This window comes from Mitsuaria sp. WAJ17 (genome assembly GCF_014174515.1).
GTDB lineage: Bacteria > Pseudomonadota > Gammaproteobacteria > Burkholderiales > Burkholderiaceae_C > Roseateles_B.
Window position 1 is genome coordinate 1 of the sequence record NZ_JACJUG010000051.1, and the last position, 14,763, is coordinate 14,763.

At 71.1% G+C, this 14,763-nt stretch carries 10 protein-coding genes and 1 pseudogene; 3 read left to right on the forward strand and 8 right to left on the reverse strand.

All coding sequences use genetic code 11. From position 1 onward, the window contains the following. From H5407_RS22610 to H5407_RS22630, 5 genes and pseudogenes are all read right to left on the reverse strand, one after another. Nucleotides 1-223: pseudogene (locus tag H5407_RS22610) on the reverse strand (hypothetical protein); the annotation flags it as partial. Beyond that, on the reverse strand, nucleotides 223-912 hold the full coding sequence (locus H5407_RS22615; RefSeq protein ID WP_255501403.1) for an outer membrane lipoprotein-sorting protein: 690 nt from the start codon (nucleotides 910-912) through the stop codon (nucleotides 223-225). The gene H5407_RS22615 and the pseudogene H5407_RS22610, both read right to left, overlap by 1 nt. Before the next feature lie 217 nt (nucleotides 913-1,129). After that, on the reverse strand, nucleotides 1,130-1,648 hold the full coding sequence (locus H5407_RS22620) for a hypothetical protein (protein WP_183106763.1): 519 nt from the start codon (nucleotides 1,646-1,648) through the stop codon (nucleotides 1,130-1,132). After that, nucleotides 1,629-2,873 (reverse strand): sialidase family protein, encoded by a 1,245-nt coding sequence (locus H5407_RS22625; RefSeq protein WP_183106764.1) that lies wholly within the window; start codon nucleotides 2,871-2,873, stop codon nucleotides 1,629-1,631. The genes H5407_RS22620 and H5407_RS22625 overlap by 20 nt, the downstream gene beginning before the upstream one ends. Before the next feature lie 31 nt (nucleotides 2,874-2,904). Further along, nucleotides 2,905-5,286: a TonB-dependent receptor gene (locus H5407_RS22630; protein ID WP_183106765.1), complete on the reverse strand. Its 2,382-nt coding sequence runs from the start codon at nucleotides 5,284-5,286 to the stop codon at nucleotides 2,905-2,907. 214 nt (nucleotides 5,287-5,500) lie between these two features. Here H5407_RS22630 and H5407_RS22635 point away from each other — a divergent pair, with 214 nt between their 5' ends. The 3 genes from H5407_RS22635 (at nucleotide 5,501) to H5407_RS22645 (ending at nucleotide 11,686) form a co-directional block, all read left to right on the forward strand. Continuing rightward, entirely contained in the window at nucleotides 5,501-7,894 is a 2,394-nt protein-coding gene (locus H5407_RS22635) for a decarboxylase (RefSeq protein ID WP_183106766.1), read from the forward strand. Continuing rightward, complete coding sequence (locus H5407_RS22640; RefSeq protein ID WP_183106767.1) at nucleotides 7,891-10,392, forward strand: aminotransferase class III-fold pyridoxal phosphate-dependent enzyme; 2,502 nt, start codon at nucleotides 7,891-7,893, stop codon at nucleotides 10,390-10,392. Before H5407_RS22635 ends, H5407_RS22640 begins: the two co-directional genes overlap by 4 nt. 112 nt (nucleotides 10,393-10,504) lie before the next feature. Further along, nucleotides 10,505-11,686, forward strand: coding sequence for a fatty acid desaturase (locus H5407_RS22645; protein ID WP_183106768.1), 1,182 nt, complete (start codon nucleotides 10,505-10,507; stop codon nucleotides 11,684-11,686). A 53-nt stretch (nucleotides 11,687-11,739) separates the two neighbouring features. On the opposite strand, the gene H5407_RS22650 is transcribed toward H5407_RS22645, so the two are convergent. From H5407_RS22650 to H5407_RS22660, 3 genes are all read right to left on the reverse strand, one after another. Beyond that, nucleotides 11,740-12,921: a hypothetical protein gene (locus H5407_RS22650; protein WP_183106769.1), complete on the reverse strand. Its 1,182-nt coding sequence runs from the start codon at nucleotides 12,919-12,921 to the stop codon at nucleotides 11,740-11,742. Beyond that, a complete protein-coding gene (locus H5407_RS22655) occupies nucleotides 12,918-13,424 on the reverse strand; it encodes a hypothetical protein (RefSeq protein ID WP_183106770.1) in 507 nt (168 codons plus the stop codon). The genes H5407_RS22650 and H5407_RS22655 overlap by 4 nt, the downstream gene beginning before the upstream one ends. Before the next feature lie 10 nt (nucleotides 13,425-13,434). Further along, nucleotides 13,435-14,763, reverse strand: a 1,329-nt coding sequence (locus H5407_RS22660; RefSeq protein ID WP_183106771.1) for an ABC transporter permease, incomplete at its 5' end; no start/stop codon positions are given.

Consider the following 14,763-nt stretch of genomic DNA (forward strand, 5'->3'; position numbering starts at 1 on the left):
CCAGGCCCAGGGACTCGGCGCCCGGCTGCAGGCGCACCAGGCGCAGGGCGGGCTCCATGCTGGCCTGCCAGGTGCGGCGCGTGGGCGCGGCCTCGCTGGGGGCAGCGTCGGCCAGGGCCAGGCCGGCGAGCTCGGCATCGGGGGGCGGCGTGGTCTGCGCCTGGGCCTGCATGAGCAAGGCCAGCAGGGCCAGGCCAGGCAGGGCACGAAGAACGGGTGCCATCACTCGGCCTGGAAGCGCGCCATGTAGTCCCGCTGGAACCAGCTGTCAGGGATGTCGCGGGCCTGGAACTCGCCATAGCGCATCACGGTCACCAGGGCGGGGTCCAGGCCGTCGATGATGACGACCTCGGTGGGCCGCACGGCCCCCAGCTCCTCTTTGAAGCGGCGGTAGAAGGCGGTCTTCAGGAGGCGGCCGCTCTCGCTGAGGAAGCGGGCCTTGATGGGGCGGTAGTTCTCGCGGTCCAGCCACATCTCGATGGCGTGGTAGGTCACGTCCGGCGCCTTGGCCTCCAGCTGCAGCTTGTAGGCGCGGCGGTTCTGGCGCTCGCCGTCCTGCAGCTCCTCCTCCTGGGCCAGGCTGGCCTGGTAGGTCTGGGCGAAGTTGACGGTGACCACATCGCCATTGGCCGCCTGGCCCAGCAGGCGCTGCTGCGGCGAGATGCGCACGCTGGCCTTGCTGGCGGGGTCGTAGAACCAGAGGTCGTTGCCCGTCTTGAGCATGAGCTTGTTGGCATCGCGCGCGGGCGCCGCGAAGCGCAGCAGGGTGCGGAACTGGCCGCCGGGCTCGGCGCGGGAGTAGGCCTGCAGGGTGCTGCTGTCGCTGGCCTTACCGCCCTTGTACTCGTTGAGGCTCACCGTGGTGACGAAGGGCTTGGCCGGGTTGCGTACCGCGTCGCTGGCGGCCAGCATCTGCTGGGCATCGAGGGCCTGGGCCTGCAGCGGGGCGAGGGTGCACAGCAAGGCGCACAGCAGGGCGAGGCCCCGGGTGGGGGCCGGATTCTTCAGCATGGGTCCATCCATCAGGTCGTTGGCAGGCGGCCCGCCGGGCAGCGGCAGGCGAGCGCAGATTAGCCAAGGCGAGCCAGGTGCCCAACTGCCCTTTCGGGCATGGTGGGCGCTGTGCGGCTCAGGGCCGCGCCAGGCCCGTGGCGCTGCCGCCCGTCTCGCCCAGCCAGCGCTGCAACAGCTCGGCCGCGGGCGGCCCGGCCTGCGTCAGCGCGGGGGCTGCCGGCTTCATCAGCACCACATAGGGCGTGACGCCACGCCAGCGCGGGTCCACCGCATGGCGCAGGGCGGCCGCAGGTGTGGCCGGGTCGAAGACGAAGAGGCGGTCCGCGGGCAGGTAGGCCTCGTGGCGCAGCAGCTCGGGCCCGGCGCCGTCCATCACCACGACGATCAGCCGGGCACGGCTTCCCTGCGCGCGGATGTGGCCGGACAGCTGGGCGATGACGCCCGGGCAGTGCGCGCAGTCCGTGGTGCTGAAGACCACGGCGCTGGGCCCCTTCTCGCTCTGCTGAAGGCGCGACCAGGCGGCGGCGTCCAGGGTCTCGACGCGGCTGGGATGGGCCGGGGCGGCGAGGGGCAGTACCAGCAGGCCCGCCCAGGCCCAGCGGCGGGCGAGCTGTTCAAGGTGTGAGGCGTTCAATGCGGACTCCTTCCGTGCTGCGCCAGTGGCCGTAGATGGCCGGTCCGGCCAGGAAGAGCTTGGGGTGATCGTTGTCCTGCGTGGTCCGGCCCAGCTCGCGCAGGGCAAAGTGCCGGCCGCCGTCCCCGGAAACCCAGGCACGCCAGCGGGTTCGCTGGCCATCGAAGCTGCGCCAGGTGATGGCCACGTGGCTGCCGCTGCTCAGCACGTCGGCGTGCTCGGCCGCCTCGTCGGGCAGCAGGCGGACCTCGCCCTGCGGACGCCCGGCCTCGTCCAACCGGCCGTAGCGCACGCCCACCAGTCCGCCGCGGTCGCCGAACCACACGGCGTGGTAGCCCAGCTGCGCGTCGCGGGCCAGGCCAGGGCCGTGGTGAGGGCAGCCGTCCAGGGCCCAGCGGTCCTGGGTGGCGCGCACGGGCTCGGCGTCGGGGGGCAGGTCTTGCCCAAGTCGGGTGAAGGCATGGTCGCGCTCGTTGGGCGCGTAGACATGGCGCCACATCGCCACCACATCGCCCTGGGGTGAGGGGGCGAGGGCGATGCGGCAGCATTCGCAGGAGTGGTCCGCCACGCGCGTGTCCGGGCCGAAGCTGAGGCCGCCGTCCTCCGAGACATTGCGGTAGATGGCCGCGCCGCGGTAGGGTGCGGCCTCGCCGGTCGGACCGGCCCTGCTGGCCTCCAGGTCGCGCTTGTCGATCCAGACGGTGTGCAGCCGGCCCTGGGCGTCTAGGGCCATGGACTCGAAACGGTGGGTGATGACCTGGCGGTCCGCATGCACGGTCACCGGCGCCGCGAAGCTGCGGCCGCCGTCGGTGGAGCGCAGCAGGCGCACCTGGGCGGTGTAGGGCCTGGCCAAGGGGCTGCTGTAGGACAGCAGCACCAGGCCGTCCCTGCCCAGCAGGATCTTGGGGCGGCTCTCGCCGTCCGCGGCCACGCCGTCGTTGCCGATGTCCGGCAGGCGGGCGGCGTCCCAGCTGCGGCCCTGGTCGGTGCTGCGCTGCAGGGCCAGGCGGCCCTGGTCGTCAAGGCCCACCATCCAGAAGCTGCCGTCCTCGGCGGCCGCGACGCTGATGGCCAGGGCGCTGCGAGCCTTGGCGGCCTTGGGTTGGGCGTGCTGCATGCCCGCGGCATGGGCGTTGGGCTTGGCGTCGGCGGCCAGGGCCGGTGGGGCGCTCAGGGCGCCGGCCAGCAGCAGGGCCAGGGCGCGTGGGACAGGGAGCGAGTGCATGGACGTCATTGTTCTGGCGGTCGATGGAGGCTCAAAGGCTGGCGCGCAGCTCTGTGAACAGGGTGCGGCCAGGGTAGGGGTGGGCCTGGTAGGCGTGCCGGTTGCCGAGGTTATCGATGCCCACGGCCACCTCCAGGCCTTGTCCCAGCTGGCGGCTCAGGCGCAGGTCCAGCAGGGTGAAGGACGAGACGCCGCCGTAGACATCCGGGTTCACGTCCCGGTTGTAGGGATCGTTGTAGGCCCGGCCCGAGTGGCGCAGGCCCAGGCTGCCCATCCACTGGGCGTTGGGCCGGTAGACCAGGCGGGCGTTGGCGCGAAGGGTAGGGATGCGGGGCCAGGTCTTGCCTTCGGACTGCGGGTCACGCGGATTGCCCAGCACGCGGGAGCGGGCCCAGGCGGCGTTGAGGTCCAGTCCCAGCCCTGCCACGAGCAGGTCGTCCGCCTGCCACACCGCCTCAAGACCGTAGGTGCGGACCCGGTCCACATTGGAGACGCGGTTGCGGGTGACGCCGCCGCTGTTGTCGGACTGGCGCAGGATGGCGTCGCGCACATCGTCCAGGAAGAGGGAGATCCGCAGGCGCCGCGCGCCCCAGTCCTTCTCGCCGCTGAGTTCCCAGGCATTGGAGCGCTCGGCGCGCAGATTCGGGTCGCTGGTGGTCTCACTATTGGGCGTCAGCGTGCCGTTGTAGAGCTCTTCCACATTGGGGAAGCGAACGCCGCGGCCGAAGCTCAGCTTGAGCAGGGTCTCGACGTCGCGTTGCCAGGCCAGGGACAGCTTGGGAGAGGCGCCGGAGAGGCGCCTCGCTCCGTAGGGTACGACACGGTCTGCCATGCCATTGGGCGCAGGCAGGCAGCGGGCGTCGGTGCCGGGCCTGCAGTCCGCGGCCTTGAGGCGAAGCAGTTGCAGGCCGTCGGTACTGCGGAACCATTCCTGGCGCAGGCCCGTGGTGAGGCGCAAGTCGGGCTGCAGCTGCCAGCTGTCCTGCACATAGGCGGCGCGCACCTCGGTGCGGCCCTGATAGCGCTGGGATAGCGCGCCCAGAGTGCCGCGCCAGTCCGGCGCCTGGTGGCTGGGGCTGTCCAGCACATAGGCATTGCGGTGCAGGCCCAGGACCCACTCGTGCCGGCTTTCTTGCGGGCGGTACACGGCCTGGGCCTCCAGCGTGTTCCAGCCGGTGCCGTCGCGATAGGTCCAGACGCCGGGGCCGCCCTGGCGCGCCTGGTCCTGGGCCAGGCTGGCCTGGCGGCTGAGGTCGCTGAGGATGCGGTAGTTGGAATAGACCAGGGAGCCGTTCCAATCGGCAGCGCCGCGGGTCTTGAGCGTCAGGCCCGCGTGGCGGTGGCGCTCCTCGCGTTCGGAGGGCGCGAAGGCGGCGGCGGCCTTGCTGCCGTCGGGCACGTCGAAACTGTACCGGCCATCGCTCACGCGGCCGGACCACACGGTGGCACCATCGGCATCGCGAAGGAAGCTGCGGTTGCTGTTTTCGGTGCTGTTGGTCCACAAGGCCAGCATGCCGCTGGCCACCCAGCGGTCGCCAAGGGGCAGGCCAATCTTGAGCTTGAGCGTGTCCTGGCGCGTGTGGTCCACCGCACCACTGCTGGCACCGAGGATGGCGCGCGGCTGGCCCAGGGGGTCGGTGTCGTAGGTGATGCCGCTGACCCGCTTGTCCGTTGGGCGGGCGGCATCGAAGCTGCCGGTCTTGGCGTTGACGCCCAGCGTGTAGTAGTTCATTGGCTGGGACTCGCTGTCCTGGCGGTTGTAGGCCGCGCTGAGCCACAGACCGCTGTCCAGGCGAGTGCCGACGTAGCTGGAGAACTGGTAGCCGCCGTAGCGCTCCGAGAGGCCGTAGAGATCAAAGCGCTGGCTGTGCCCGCTCAGCCGGGCCGAGGCCTCCAGGCGGCGCGGTTCGCGCTCGGTGGTGACCACGGTGGTACCGATGGAGTTGCCGGGGTAGATGGCGGAGAAGGGGCCGTAGAGCATGTCCACCCGGGCGATGGCCTCGGGCGTGATCACGTTCCAGCGCGGCGCGTCGAAGCGGCCCAGGAAATTGGAGATCAGGTAGCCGTCCACATAGGCCAGCCCTCGACCGGGCTGCAGGGTGCCGAAGCTGCGACCGCCGATCAGGGCGTTGCGGTCGCCGATGTAGCGCTTGCGGATGCTGGTGTTGGGCAGGTAGCGCAGCGCGTCTTCCGGGTTGATCAGGTTCTGTTCGCGCAGCTCCTCGGCCGTGACGCTGGCGCTGTTGCTGGGCAGATTGGCCGCCAGGCCGCTGCGCACGGCGGCGCCGGTGAGGGTGACGGGCGCGAGCTGCGCATCGGTACCGACGCCCTGGGCCTGCAGCGCGGAGCTGCTCAGGGCCAGCAAGGTGGCGCCCAGGCCTGCCTGCGGTCTGGAGAGTTGGACGTGCTTCATGGGCCTGCCGATTCCTGATGTGGACGTGCACCCCTGGCGGAGCGGGCTGCTGCGGGTAGGTGCGATGGGTCGGTGCGATGGGTCGGCATGGTAGTGAGGACCTTCCCAATGCGGACAAGCCTGCTCGCGTCTTTGTCCTTTCGGACAGGCCTTGCAGCGTGACCTTGGCCCGCTGCCTTGTGCATAGTGCGGGCCTGCCCATCGAGGAGGTCCCATGAAGACGCTGGCGCTTTGCGTCCTGGCCGCGCGGCCCTGGCTGCGCCGGGACGTTGCCGTGGTGGTCGATGCATTGCATGGACCGCTCGAACCATCAGCGCTGCATCCGTCAGCGTCCCTGTACGAGGGGCTGCTGGCGCAAGCCCGCCGCTACCTTGCCCAGCAGGCGCGACCGGTGGCCTGGCGGGTGTTCTTCTTCGATTCGCTGCCGGACTGGCAGCAGGCCCTGCAGGACCCGGACCACGGGCTGCGCGCCTGCAGCCAGGAGCTCTTCATCCTGCAGGCCGAGGCCTCCGAGGCGCTGCTGCTGCCCGCCCGCCTGCGCGCACATGCGCAGGAAGCCGGCCAGCCCCTGCGCTGCTCGCCGCACTCTTTCCTGCTCTATCTGCTGGGGCCTGATGACGACCTTCCCGTGCAGCCATCGGCCCTCTGGCCTGATGCCAGCACCGGTGGCCTCCACCTGCGCCTGCCACATCCCGACGCCCAGACGCGCCGCGCCGACCTGCTGCGTGTGCTGCTGGATCACCTGGACCATGCCCACTACAACCGCCTGCTGGCCCGCAGCGTCGATGCGGCCGAGCGTCCGCCCACGCTGGCGCGAGCCCTGCATGCCTTCATGCAGCGGCGCTGGCCGGGGCGCTGGGATTTCCACAGCTACACCGGCTCGGTGATCGCTTCCTTCATCGAGGGCATGCGCCAACTGGGCCAGGCGGACGGGCGGCCGCAGTTGGGCGGCGTCAACGAGCATGCCCTGGCCTGCGCGGCCATCGCGGGATGGCAGCTCTTCGGGCGGGCCTACGTGCTGGCAGTCACCTCGGGCATGGTCGATGAGTTCAAGGGCACGCTGGCCAATCTGCAGCGCACGCGCGCACCGGGCTTCATCGTCTGTGCCGACAGCGCGCGCGGGCAATGGCACGCCTTCCAGGGCACGGTGGAGCAGGCCGGCGACGGTCGCGTGCTGATGCAGGCCCGCGGCCTGCCTCAGGTCTACATCGAGTCACCCGAGCAGCTGGACGCGGGCCTGCGCCAGGCCTTCGCCGCGCTGGAGAAAGGCGATGGTCCCGTGGTGATCTTCGCCAGCCCGGCGGTGCTGGAGAGCGGTGTGGCCCTTGACGAACCGGGTCTTGTCGAACCCAGCGCCAGGCTCGTGCCGGCCGCGCAGGCGCCCGATATCGACCCGGGCCGCTGGCAGGAGCTGCTGTCCCTGGTCAACACGCAGCGCAAGCGCCTGCTGTGGTTCTGCGGCCGGCTCAGCGCCGAGGAGCGCTCGCTGGTTCACGATATCGCCGAGCGCGCCGGCATCGCCCTGTGCGATGGCATCGCGCATCCCGGCAGCGTGGCCGCCTATGCGGGCGGGCGCGAGCAAGCCAACTACCTGGGCACCCTGGGCCTCTACGGCTTCAGCCGAGCGGTCCATCGCTACCTGCACCAGGGCGAGAGCCTGCGGCCCGTCGAGGCCCAAAGCCTGTTCTTCCTCAAGAGCCGGGGCGACCAGATCTGCACGCCCTTCTCCGAGGGTCGGCTGGCCCGGCACCTGCATATCGTCCAGGTCACCAACCGGGGGCAAGACCTGGCCCCCTTTGCCGATCTGCCCCTTCAGATGGACCTGCTGGACTTCCTGCAGCGCCTGCGTGCGGGGCTGCGGGTGGATGCGGAGCTGCTGCGCTGGCGTCAAGCCGCCCTGGCCGAGGCGCGGCGCTGCCCGCCGGAGCAGTTGGTGGACCGCATCGAGACCCTGCCCATGACGGCCAACTACTTCTTCCACCGCCTGGGCGGCCTGCTGCGCCGCCTGATCGAGGAGGAGGGGCTGCGCTATCACGGCGTCTACGACGTCGGCCGTTGCGGGGTCTCGGCCCTCCGCAACGTGCCGCGCACCGACCCGGGATTTTCCGGCTGGTACGGCCGCGCGCTGATGGGTGACGCGCTGATGGCGCTGCCCGCCATCGCCCTGCACAGCCCGCACCAGGTCCTGGCCTTCATCGGCGACGGCGCACGGGCCCTGGTGCCCGATGTGGAGCAGCAGCTGCTGCGTCAGATGGGCCAGCGGCCGGATGCGGCGCAGGCCAACGTCAGCGTCTTCTACCTGCACAACGGCATGCTCTCCATCATCCAGAGCTACATCGACCTGCGCTTTGCCCGCGACGGGGCGGCCCAAGTGCACGTGCCCTGGCGTCCCCGTGGTGAAGGCCTGGATCGGCGCGGCCCGCTGGACCTGCAGCGCCGCCAGCTCCTTCGCTTTGACGAGGCCCAGCTGCGCGAGGACCTGCGGGCTCGCGGCCGGCTCAATGTCTTCGAGGTCCAGCTCACCCACAACTCCAGCGGCGACGGCATGAGCCTGGCCTCCGAAGGCACCTGGAGCCGTATCACGCCCAGCGAGGAACACGCGCCATGAAATTCGGCTTCATCGCCCACCCCACCAGCCTGGCCCTGAAGCGCCAGGTCAAGATGTGCGACCTGATCGAGCGCGCCGTGCAGGACGCCGAAAGCGGCTTCGACGCCGCCCTGTGGCAGCCGCGCAGCCTTGTGCCCTTCGCCCGCTTCGGCCAGATCCGCAGCGGCGCGGGCGCCTGCTGCGAAGGCCTGCTGCAGTACCTGCCGCTGACGGCAGAGGAGATGCTGCGCCAGCCGCGCCAGATCGCGGACCGTGTGCTGCGTGCCGTCGATGCGCTGGCGGAGCAGGGCGCAGAGCTCGTGGGCCTGGGCGGCTTCACCGGCATCGTGGGCAACCGCGGCCTGCAGACGCTGGAGCGCGCCCGCGTGCCGGTCACCACCGGCAACTCGCTGACGGCCTATGCCAGTTGGCGCAATCTGCTGGAGCTGATGGCTCTGCTGGAGCTAGACCCCCAGCAGCAGGAGGTTGCCATTGTGGGCTACCCTGGCTCCATCGCCCTGGTGGTGGCCAAGCTGCTGGAGGCGTCGGTGGGACGGCTGCTGCTGGTGCACCGCGGCGGCGGGGACCGGTTGGCGGAACAGCTGCAGTACCTGGGGCCACAGCTTCGCGAGCGCGTGCGGCTCACGGACCGCATCGAGGACTGCTATGAGCAGCCGCGGCTCTACCTCGCGGCCACCTCCAGCGGCGACGTGATCGAGGAAGGCCGCCTCGCACCCGGCTCCATCGTGGTCGATGCCGCGCTGCCCCGCGACGTGCGGCCGGCGCCGCGCCGCCGCGAGGACGTGCTCGTCATCGACGGCGGCCTGGTCAGCGCTGACCGCGCTTTCAGCCTGGGCACCGACACCCTGGGTCTCAGCCCCACCCGCATGATGAACGGCTGCCTGGCTGAGACCATGGTGCTGGCGCTGGAAGGGCGGCGCGAAGCCTTCTCCATCGGCCGCGAGCTGGATGTGGACCGGGTCCGCGAGATCGGCCGCCTGGCCGATCGCCACGGCATCACGCCGCTGCGCATGAGCGCGGGCGGTGAGCCGCTCAAGCCTGCCGATGTGCGGGCGCTGGCCCGCTTCCACGAGCCCGCGGCACCCCGCGCCCGGCGCCTGCACGAAGAGGTCCTGCAGGACTTCGGTGCCCACATCAACCCGGTGATGCGTGAGTTCTTCGAGCTCAATCACATCGATCGGGTCTTCGTGAAGGCACAGGGCTGCACCCTGCAGGACGCTCAGGGCCGCGAGTTCCTGGATTTCGTGGCGGGCTACGGCTGCCTCAACATGGGCCACAACCACCCGCGCTGCGTGGGCGCGCTGCGGCGCTTCCTGGACAGCGGGGCGCCCAGCTTCGTGCAGTACGTCTCGGCCCCCGAGCTGAGCAGCCGCCTGGCTGCGCGCCTGGCTGCGCTGGCGCCAGGCGGGCTCTCGCGCGTGTTTTTCTGCAATTCCGGCACCGAGGCGGTGGAGGCCGCGCTCAAGCTGGCCATGGCCGCATACCCTCCGGGGCAGCGCCGCGTGCTCTATTGCGACAACGGCTACCACGGCAAGACCCTGGGCGCCCTCTCGGTGACGGGGCGTGACAAGCACCGCCAGCCCTTCATGCCTCCGATCGAGCGCTGCAGCGCCCTGCCATTCGGGGACCTGGACGCGCTGGAGGCTGCCCTGAAGTCGGGCGATGTGGCCGCCTTCATCCTCGAGCCCATTCAAGGCGAAGGCGGGGTCATCCTGCCGCCGCCCGGCTATCTGCGCGGCGTGCGCGAGCTCTGCGACCGCCACGGCTGCCTGATGATCCTGGACGAGATCCAGACTGGCCTGGGTCGCACCGGCCGGATGTTCGCCTGCGACTGGGAAGGGGTGGCACCGGACCTCATGGTGCTGGCCAAGTCCCTCTCCGGCGGTCTGGTGCCCATCGGCGCTCTGCTGGCACGGCCCGATCTGTGGGACCGGGCCTACGGCAGCCGCGACCGTTTCAGCCTGCACAGCTCGACTTTCGGCGGCGGCAACCTCGCGGCGGCGGTGGCGCTGGAGGCGCTGGCCGTGATCGAGGACGAGGGCCTGGCCGGGCGCGCCCTGAAGACGGGCGAGGCGCTGCTGGCGGCTTTGCAGGAAGTGGCCGCGGGCCAGGGCCTGATCCGCGAGGTGCGCGGCCGAGGCCTGATGATTGCCGTCGAGTTCGCCCCGAGCTTCGATGGCGCGGTGCAGGCCTTCGTGCAAGAGTTCAGCGCGCGTTTGCCGGGGCAGTCGCGGGCGATGTACCGCTTCCTGTCGGACCGCGCCCGCGAGCACCTGGAGGCGGCGGTGCCGGAGCTGGAGCGCAGCCTGGAGGAGATGCTGGTGCTTCGCATCGTCAGCAAGCTCTCGCAGGAGCACGGCATCCTCAGCTTCGTCACGGCCAATAACAGCAAGGTGCTGCGCATCCAGCCGCCGCTGACGCTCAGCGAAGCGCAGGCGCAGCACTTCGTGCGCGCCATCGCCCAAGTCTGCGCCGACCTGTCCAGCGTGCCGGAGTGAGGCTGCAGCCGCTTGCCCCAAGGGTCAGGTGACAGGCCCGGGGGCCAGGGCCCAAGCTGTCGCCCTGTCATCACGCCCCCCTACAACGACCTCACTTCGGGAGAGAAGACCCATGTCAGCCACCCTGACCCTGGACGCCAAGGCCGAGCGGCAGCGCTTTGAAGCGCACTGCATGGCCGACCGCCGCATCTGGCCCTGGCTGGGCCGCGCCTTGCTGGACTGGGGCGGCATCGCCCTTTGCATGGCCTGCAGCCTCTGGGCATTCGGCCAGGTGGAGCACTGGGCGCCGAAGGCCCTCTGCCTTGCACCGGGGATGTGGATGGTGGGCGTGTTCCAGCACCGCCTGGCCTTGCTGGCCCATGACGCCGGCCACCGCACCATCTGCCCCAATGCCACACTCAACGACCTGCTGGCCACCGGCCTCATCTACGGCCCGCTGCTGGTGAGCCTCAATGCCTGGCGCATGTTCCACAACGAGGGCCACCATCCCAAGATCCACACCGGCACACTGCGCGACCCCGAGCTGGTCTTCAAGCGCGTGGACAACAGCTGGGGCCTTCCCATCAGGCGAAGCAAGGTGACCCTGTTCACCGGCATGGCCCTGTGCGGCGGCGCGCTGCCCGGCGCCATCATCTTCATCCTGTGGATGGCCTCGCCGCGCTGCTTCGCCCGCATCAACCAGTTGCTGATGCACCTGCTGAAGAAGTCCAAGGACCAGGACAGCGACATCCTCCCCCTGCGCCTGCGCCACCTGCCGAGCGGCCGCCGTGCCATCGCCCGCGATCTTGGCTTCGGCCTGGCCCAGGTGCTGCTGCGCCTGGCCCTGCTCACGGCCTTCGCCTATGGCGTGGGCCAGGCCCTGGACTACGCCGCCTGGCCGATGCTGCTGGCTCTGTGGTTCGGCGGCTATGCCACCGGCTTCTGGGCGGTGTTCCGCCTGAGGGGCTACTGCGAGCATGTGGGGGCGCACACCCTGTCGCTGTGCGAGCCCTCGCCGCTGTGGCGATTCTTCGTGTTCCCGCATGGCGCCTGGGCCCACCAACTGCACCACGAGATGCCCGGCCTGCCCTTCCATCGCTACCGCGACGTGCTGCGCCGCCGCGGCTCCACGGGGGTCAGCCCTGGCGACGTCTTCCGCCTCTTCGAGAGCTCGCCACCCCTGGCCTCGGGCGAGGTGCCGGCCGTCGATGACGACAGCAACCTCATGCGCCGTGCCAGCCTGCAGGGCCTGCTGCGCGTGGCCGTGGTCGATGAGCCGGGCCCGGCGCTGGCCGCTGCGGTCGAGGAGCGCTGAAGCCACTGCGCTGAACGCAAGGCCCCGTGCTCGCGCCGGGGCCTTTTTGTCGTTCAGAAATAGCGCTGGTAGCGCACGAAGGCGAGGCGCCCGCCCGGCCCGTACTCGCTGCGCGCAGTGCCGCTGAAGCGCTGCAGGCCGGCGCTGAGCACGGCGTTCTCGTCGAGGGACCAACTGAGCCCTGGCGCCAGCAGTTGACTTCCGTCCCCGGTATTGCGCAGCCACAGGCCTTGCAGCTTCAGCAGGGGCGTGAGCTCGTAGCCGAGGTTCAGCCCGATGGCATGGGCGCCCTGGGGCGGTCGAGCCTGGCCCCTGCCCGGCGCCTGCTGGGCGACGGACCGGCTGCGCCAGTACCACTCCAGGCTGGCGCTGAGCTTGGCGTTGAAGGCGTAGTCCGCGCCCAGCACGCCGCTGAGGTAGACCGGGCCCGCGGCCGGCGCGGTGCGGGTGAGCTCGGCGCGCAGGCCGGCGTCAGCCCACTGGCCCGCCAGGTCCAAGGCCAGCAGCCGGTCCTGGCCGTAGCGTGCATGGCTGAAGCTGAGGTCCACGCCCTGCGCATGCGTGCGCCACTGCAGAAGCCAGCGCGCCGGGCCGCCCCCGGGCATGGGCGCGAGCACCAGGCTGGCGCGCGAGAGCGGGCCCAGGGCCTGCTCCACCAGCAGGGCGTCCACGCCAATGAAGTCCTCGCGCTCGATCTGCTGCGGGCTGGGCGGGTTCAGCAGGTCCAGGCTGCTCCAGAAGCGGCCCTGCCCCAGGGCGACGCGCTGGCGGCCCAGGGTGGCGCTGAAGTCGCCCCAGCGGGCCTGCACGAAGGCGCGGAACAACTGCTGGCGGCCCAGCGTGTGCGCGTCGAGCCACCAGACGCTGCGATCCCGCAGGGCCTGCGGCTGTGGTGCGGCCAGAGCTTCCTCCAGTGCGGCACGGTAGGCGCCGTTGCCGGCGAGCAGCTCGCTGTCATGGTCCAGCTGCAGGCGCAGGCCGCCCTGCGGCCAGCTTGCCAGCGCGCCGGCAAGGCTCAGGCGCAGGCGCTGGGCCAGGCACTGCTGCGTAGGCCGCTCGGCCGGCCGCTGCTGGACGCCCAGGGCGCGGTAGCTTCCGGTGAACCGCCAGCTGTCTTCTTCCGCGGCCTCGGCAGACTGCGCTTGCGCGGCCTGCCAGGGAGCCAGCAGGCACAGGCCCATGCTCAGGGCGCGCGCCAGGCCGGGCCTGCCGCGCCCCGTGCGAGCCCGCCTCATGGCTTGGGCTGGACCAGGATGCGGCCGGGCTGGCCCTTGCCCGCATGGGCCGGATCCAGGCACTGCATGTGCAGGGTGCCAGGGCGGTTGAACTCCCAGACGACCTCTTCCTTGTCGCCCGGCGCGATGGTGAAAACATGCACGCTGTCCTCCAGCGGCTTGCCGCGTTGGCGGCGCTCCTCGGCCATGGCCTTGAGCGCCGCCGGGGTGCCCAGGGCCCATTCATGCGGTCGACTCCCGCTGTTGCTGATGACCAGGCGGACGGTGCTGCCCAGGGGGATGCTGAGCTGGGCGGGCTCGAAGCGCTCGTCGTCCCCCAACTCCAGCAGCCAGGTGCGCTGCATCTTGCGCGGGTTGCCAGGGATGCCGGCCTCCAGCTGCTCGACGGGGAAGGGCCCTGCCGCATTGCGCTGGGCATGGACATGATTGCCGTGGGCCCAGGCGGCGGGCGCGCACAGCAGCGCAAGCAGAAGGCTCAGGGCCGGGAAGTTGGAACGGGACATGGCGATGGGCTCAGGGTTGACGCAGGGCGGAGACCGGCTCGCGGCTGCCGATTCGTAGGGCGGGCACCAGGGAGGCCAGCAGCACCAGAAGGCACAGCACGGCCGCTGCACCCAGCATGGCCGGGCCGGAGAACTGGGGGTGGACGATGTCGCCCAGGCCCAGGCTTTCGGCGCCGTGGGCGCGCAGTCGCAGGCCGGTCCAGGCATAGTGAGCCACCAGGGCGCCGCCCATCAGCAGGCCGGCGCCGGCGCCCAGGGCCGCCAGCACGCCGGCCTCGCCGGCCACCAGGCGCAGCAGGGTGCGGGGGCTGGCGCCCAGGCTCATCAGGGTGCCGAACTCGCGGCTGCGCTCCATCACGGACATCAGCAGGCTGTTCATCGCGATGGTGGCCACCATCAGGAAGACGATGGCCAGGATCAGCAGCACGCCGTGCTTGACGAGGTTGACGGTCTGGGCCACCTCGGGCACCAGCTCCTGCCAGCTCAGCAGCTGGCGGCTGCCGTCGGCGGGCAGCAGGGCCTTGAGCGCGGGCAGGGCGGCCATGGCGTTCAGGGCCTGCGGGGGCGTCAGCTGCGCGGCCGCGCCCTCGCGCGGCTGCAGTCGCAGGAGGGCGGCACTGGCGCTGCCGGGCTGGCCCAGCAGTTGGCGGGCGCGGTCCAGGGCGATGTAGACCATGCCGGCATCCGGCCCATGGCTGCCGGTGTCCAGGATGCCGCTGACCACGAAGGACTCCGACACCAGGCCGCCATCCGCCCCCTGGGCCATGGCCACCAGGCGCTCGCCCACATGCAGGTCCAGGCGCTCGGCGAGCTTTTTGCCCAGTACCGCGTCCAGGGGACTGGCGGGCAGGTGGCCCTGCACGACGGCCTCGTGAAGGCGCGTGACTTGGCGCTCGGCCTGCGCGTCCATGCCCACCAGGAGCACGGCCTCGGCCTTGCGGCTGCTGCTGACCGTGGCCTCGGACTGCAGGCGCAGGCTCACTCCCGCCACCTCGGGCCGCTCGCGCAGCCGGGCCAGCCAGGGCTCCTGCTCGTTGAAGTGCCAGGCCGGCTGCATCTGGTGGCGGAACAGCGGGTGCTGCACCTGCAGCTCGCCGGTGACGAAACCGGTGGTGTTGTCGCTCATCTGCTTCATGAAGCCTGCGGCCAGGGCCTGCACGAAGATGAAGGCGGCCAGGCCCAGGCTCAGGGCGGCGCCGGCCAGGGCCGAACGCCAGGGGGCGCGGCACACATTGCGCCAGGCCAGGGCCAGGGTGGGCCAGCGCGGGCTGGACTTCGATGCGACGGGCGTGCCGCGGGAGGGGCGCCGCGGTGGCCGCTCCAGCCAGACACCGCGCAG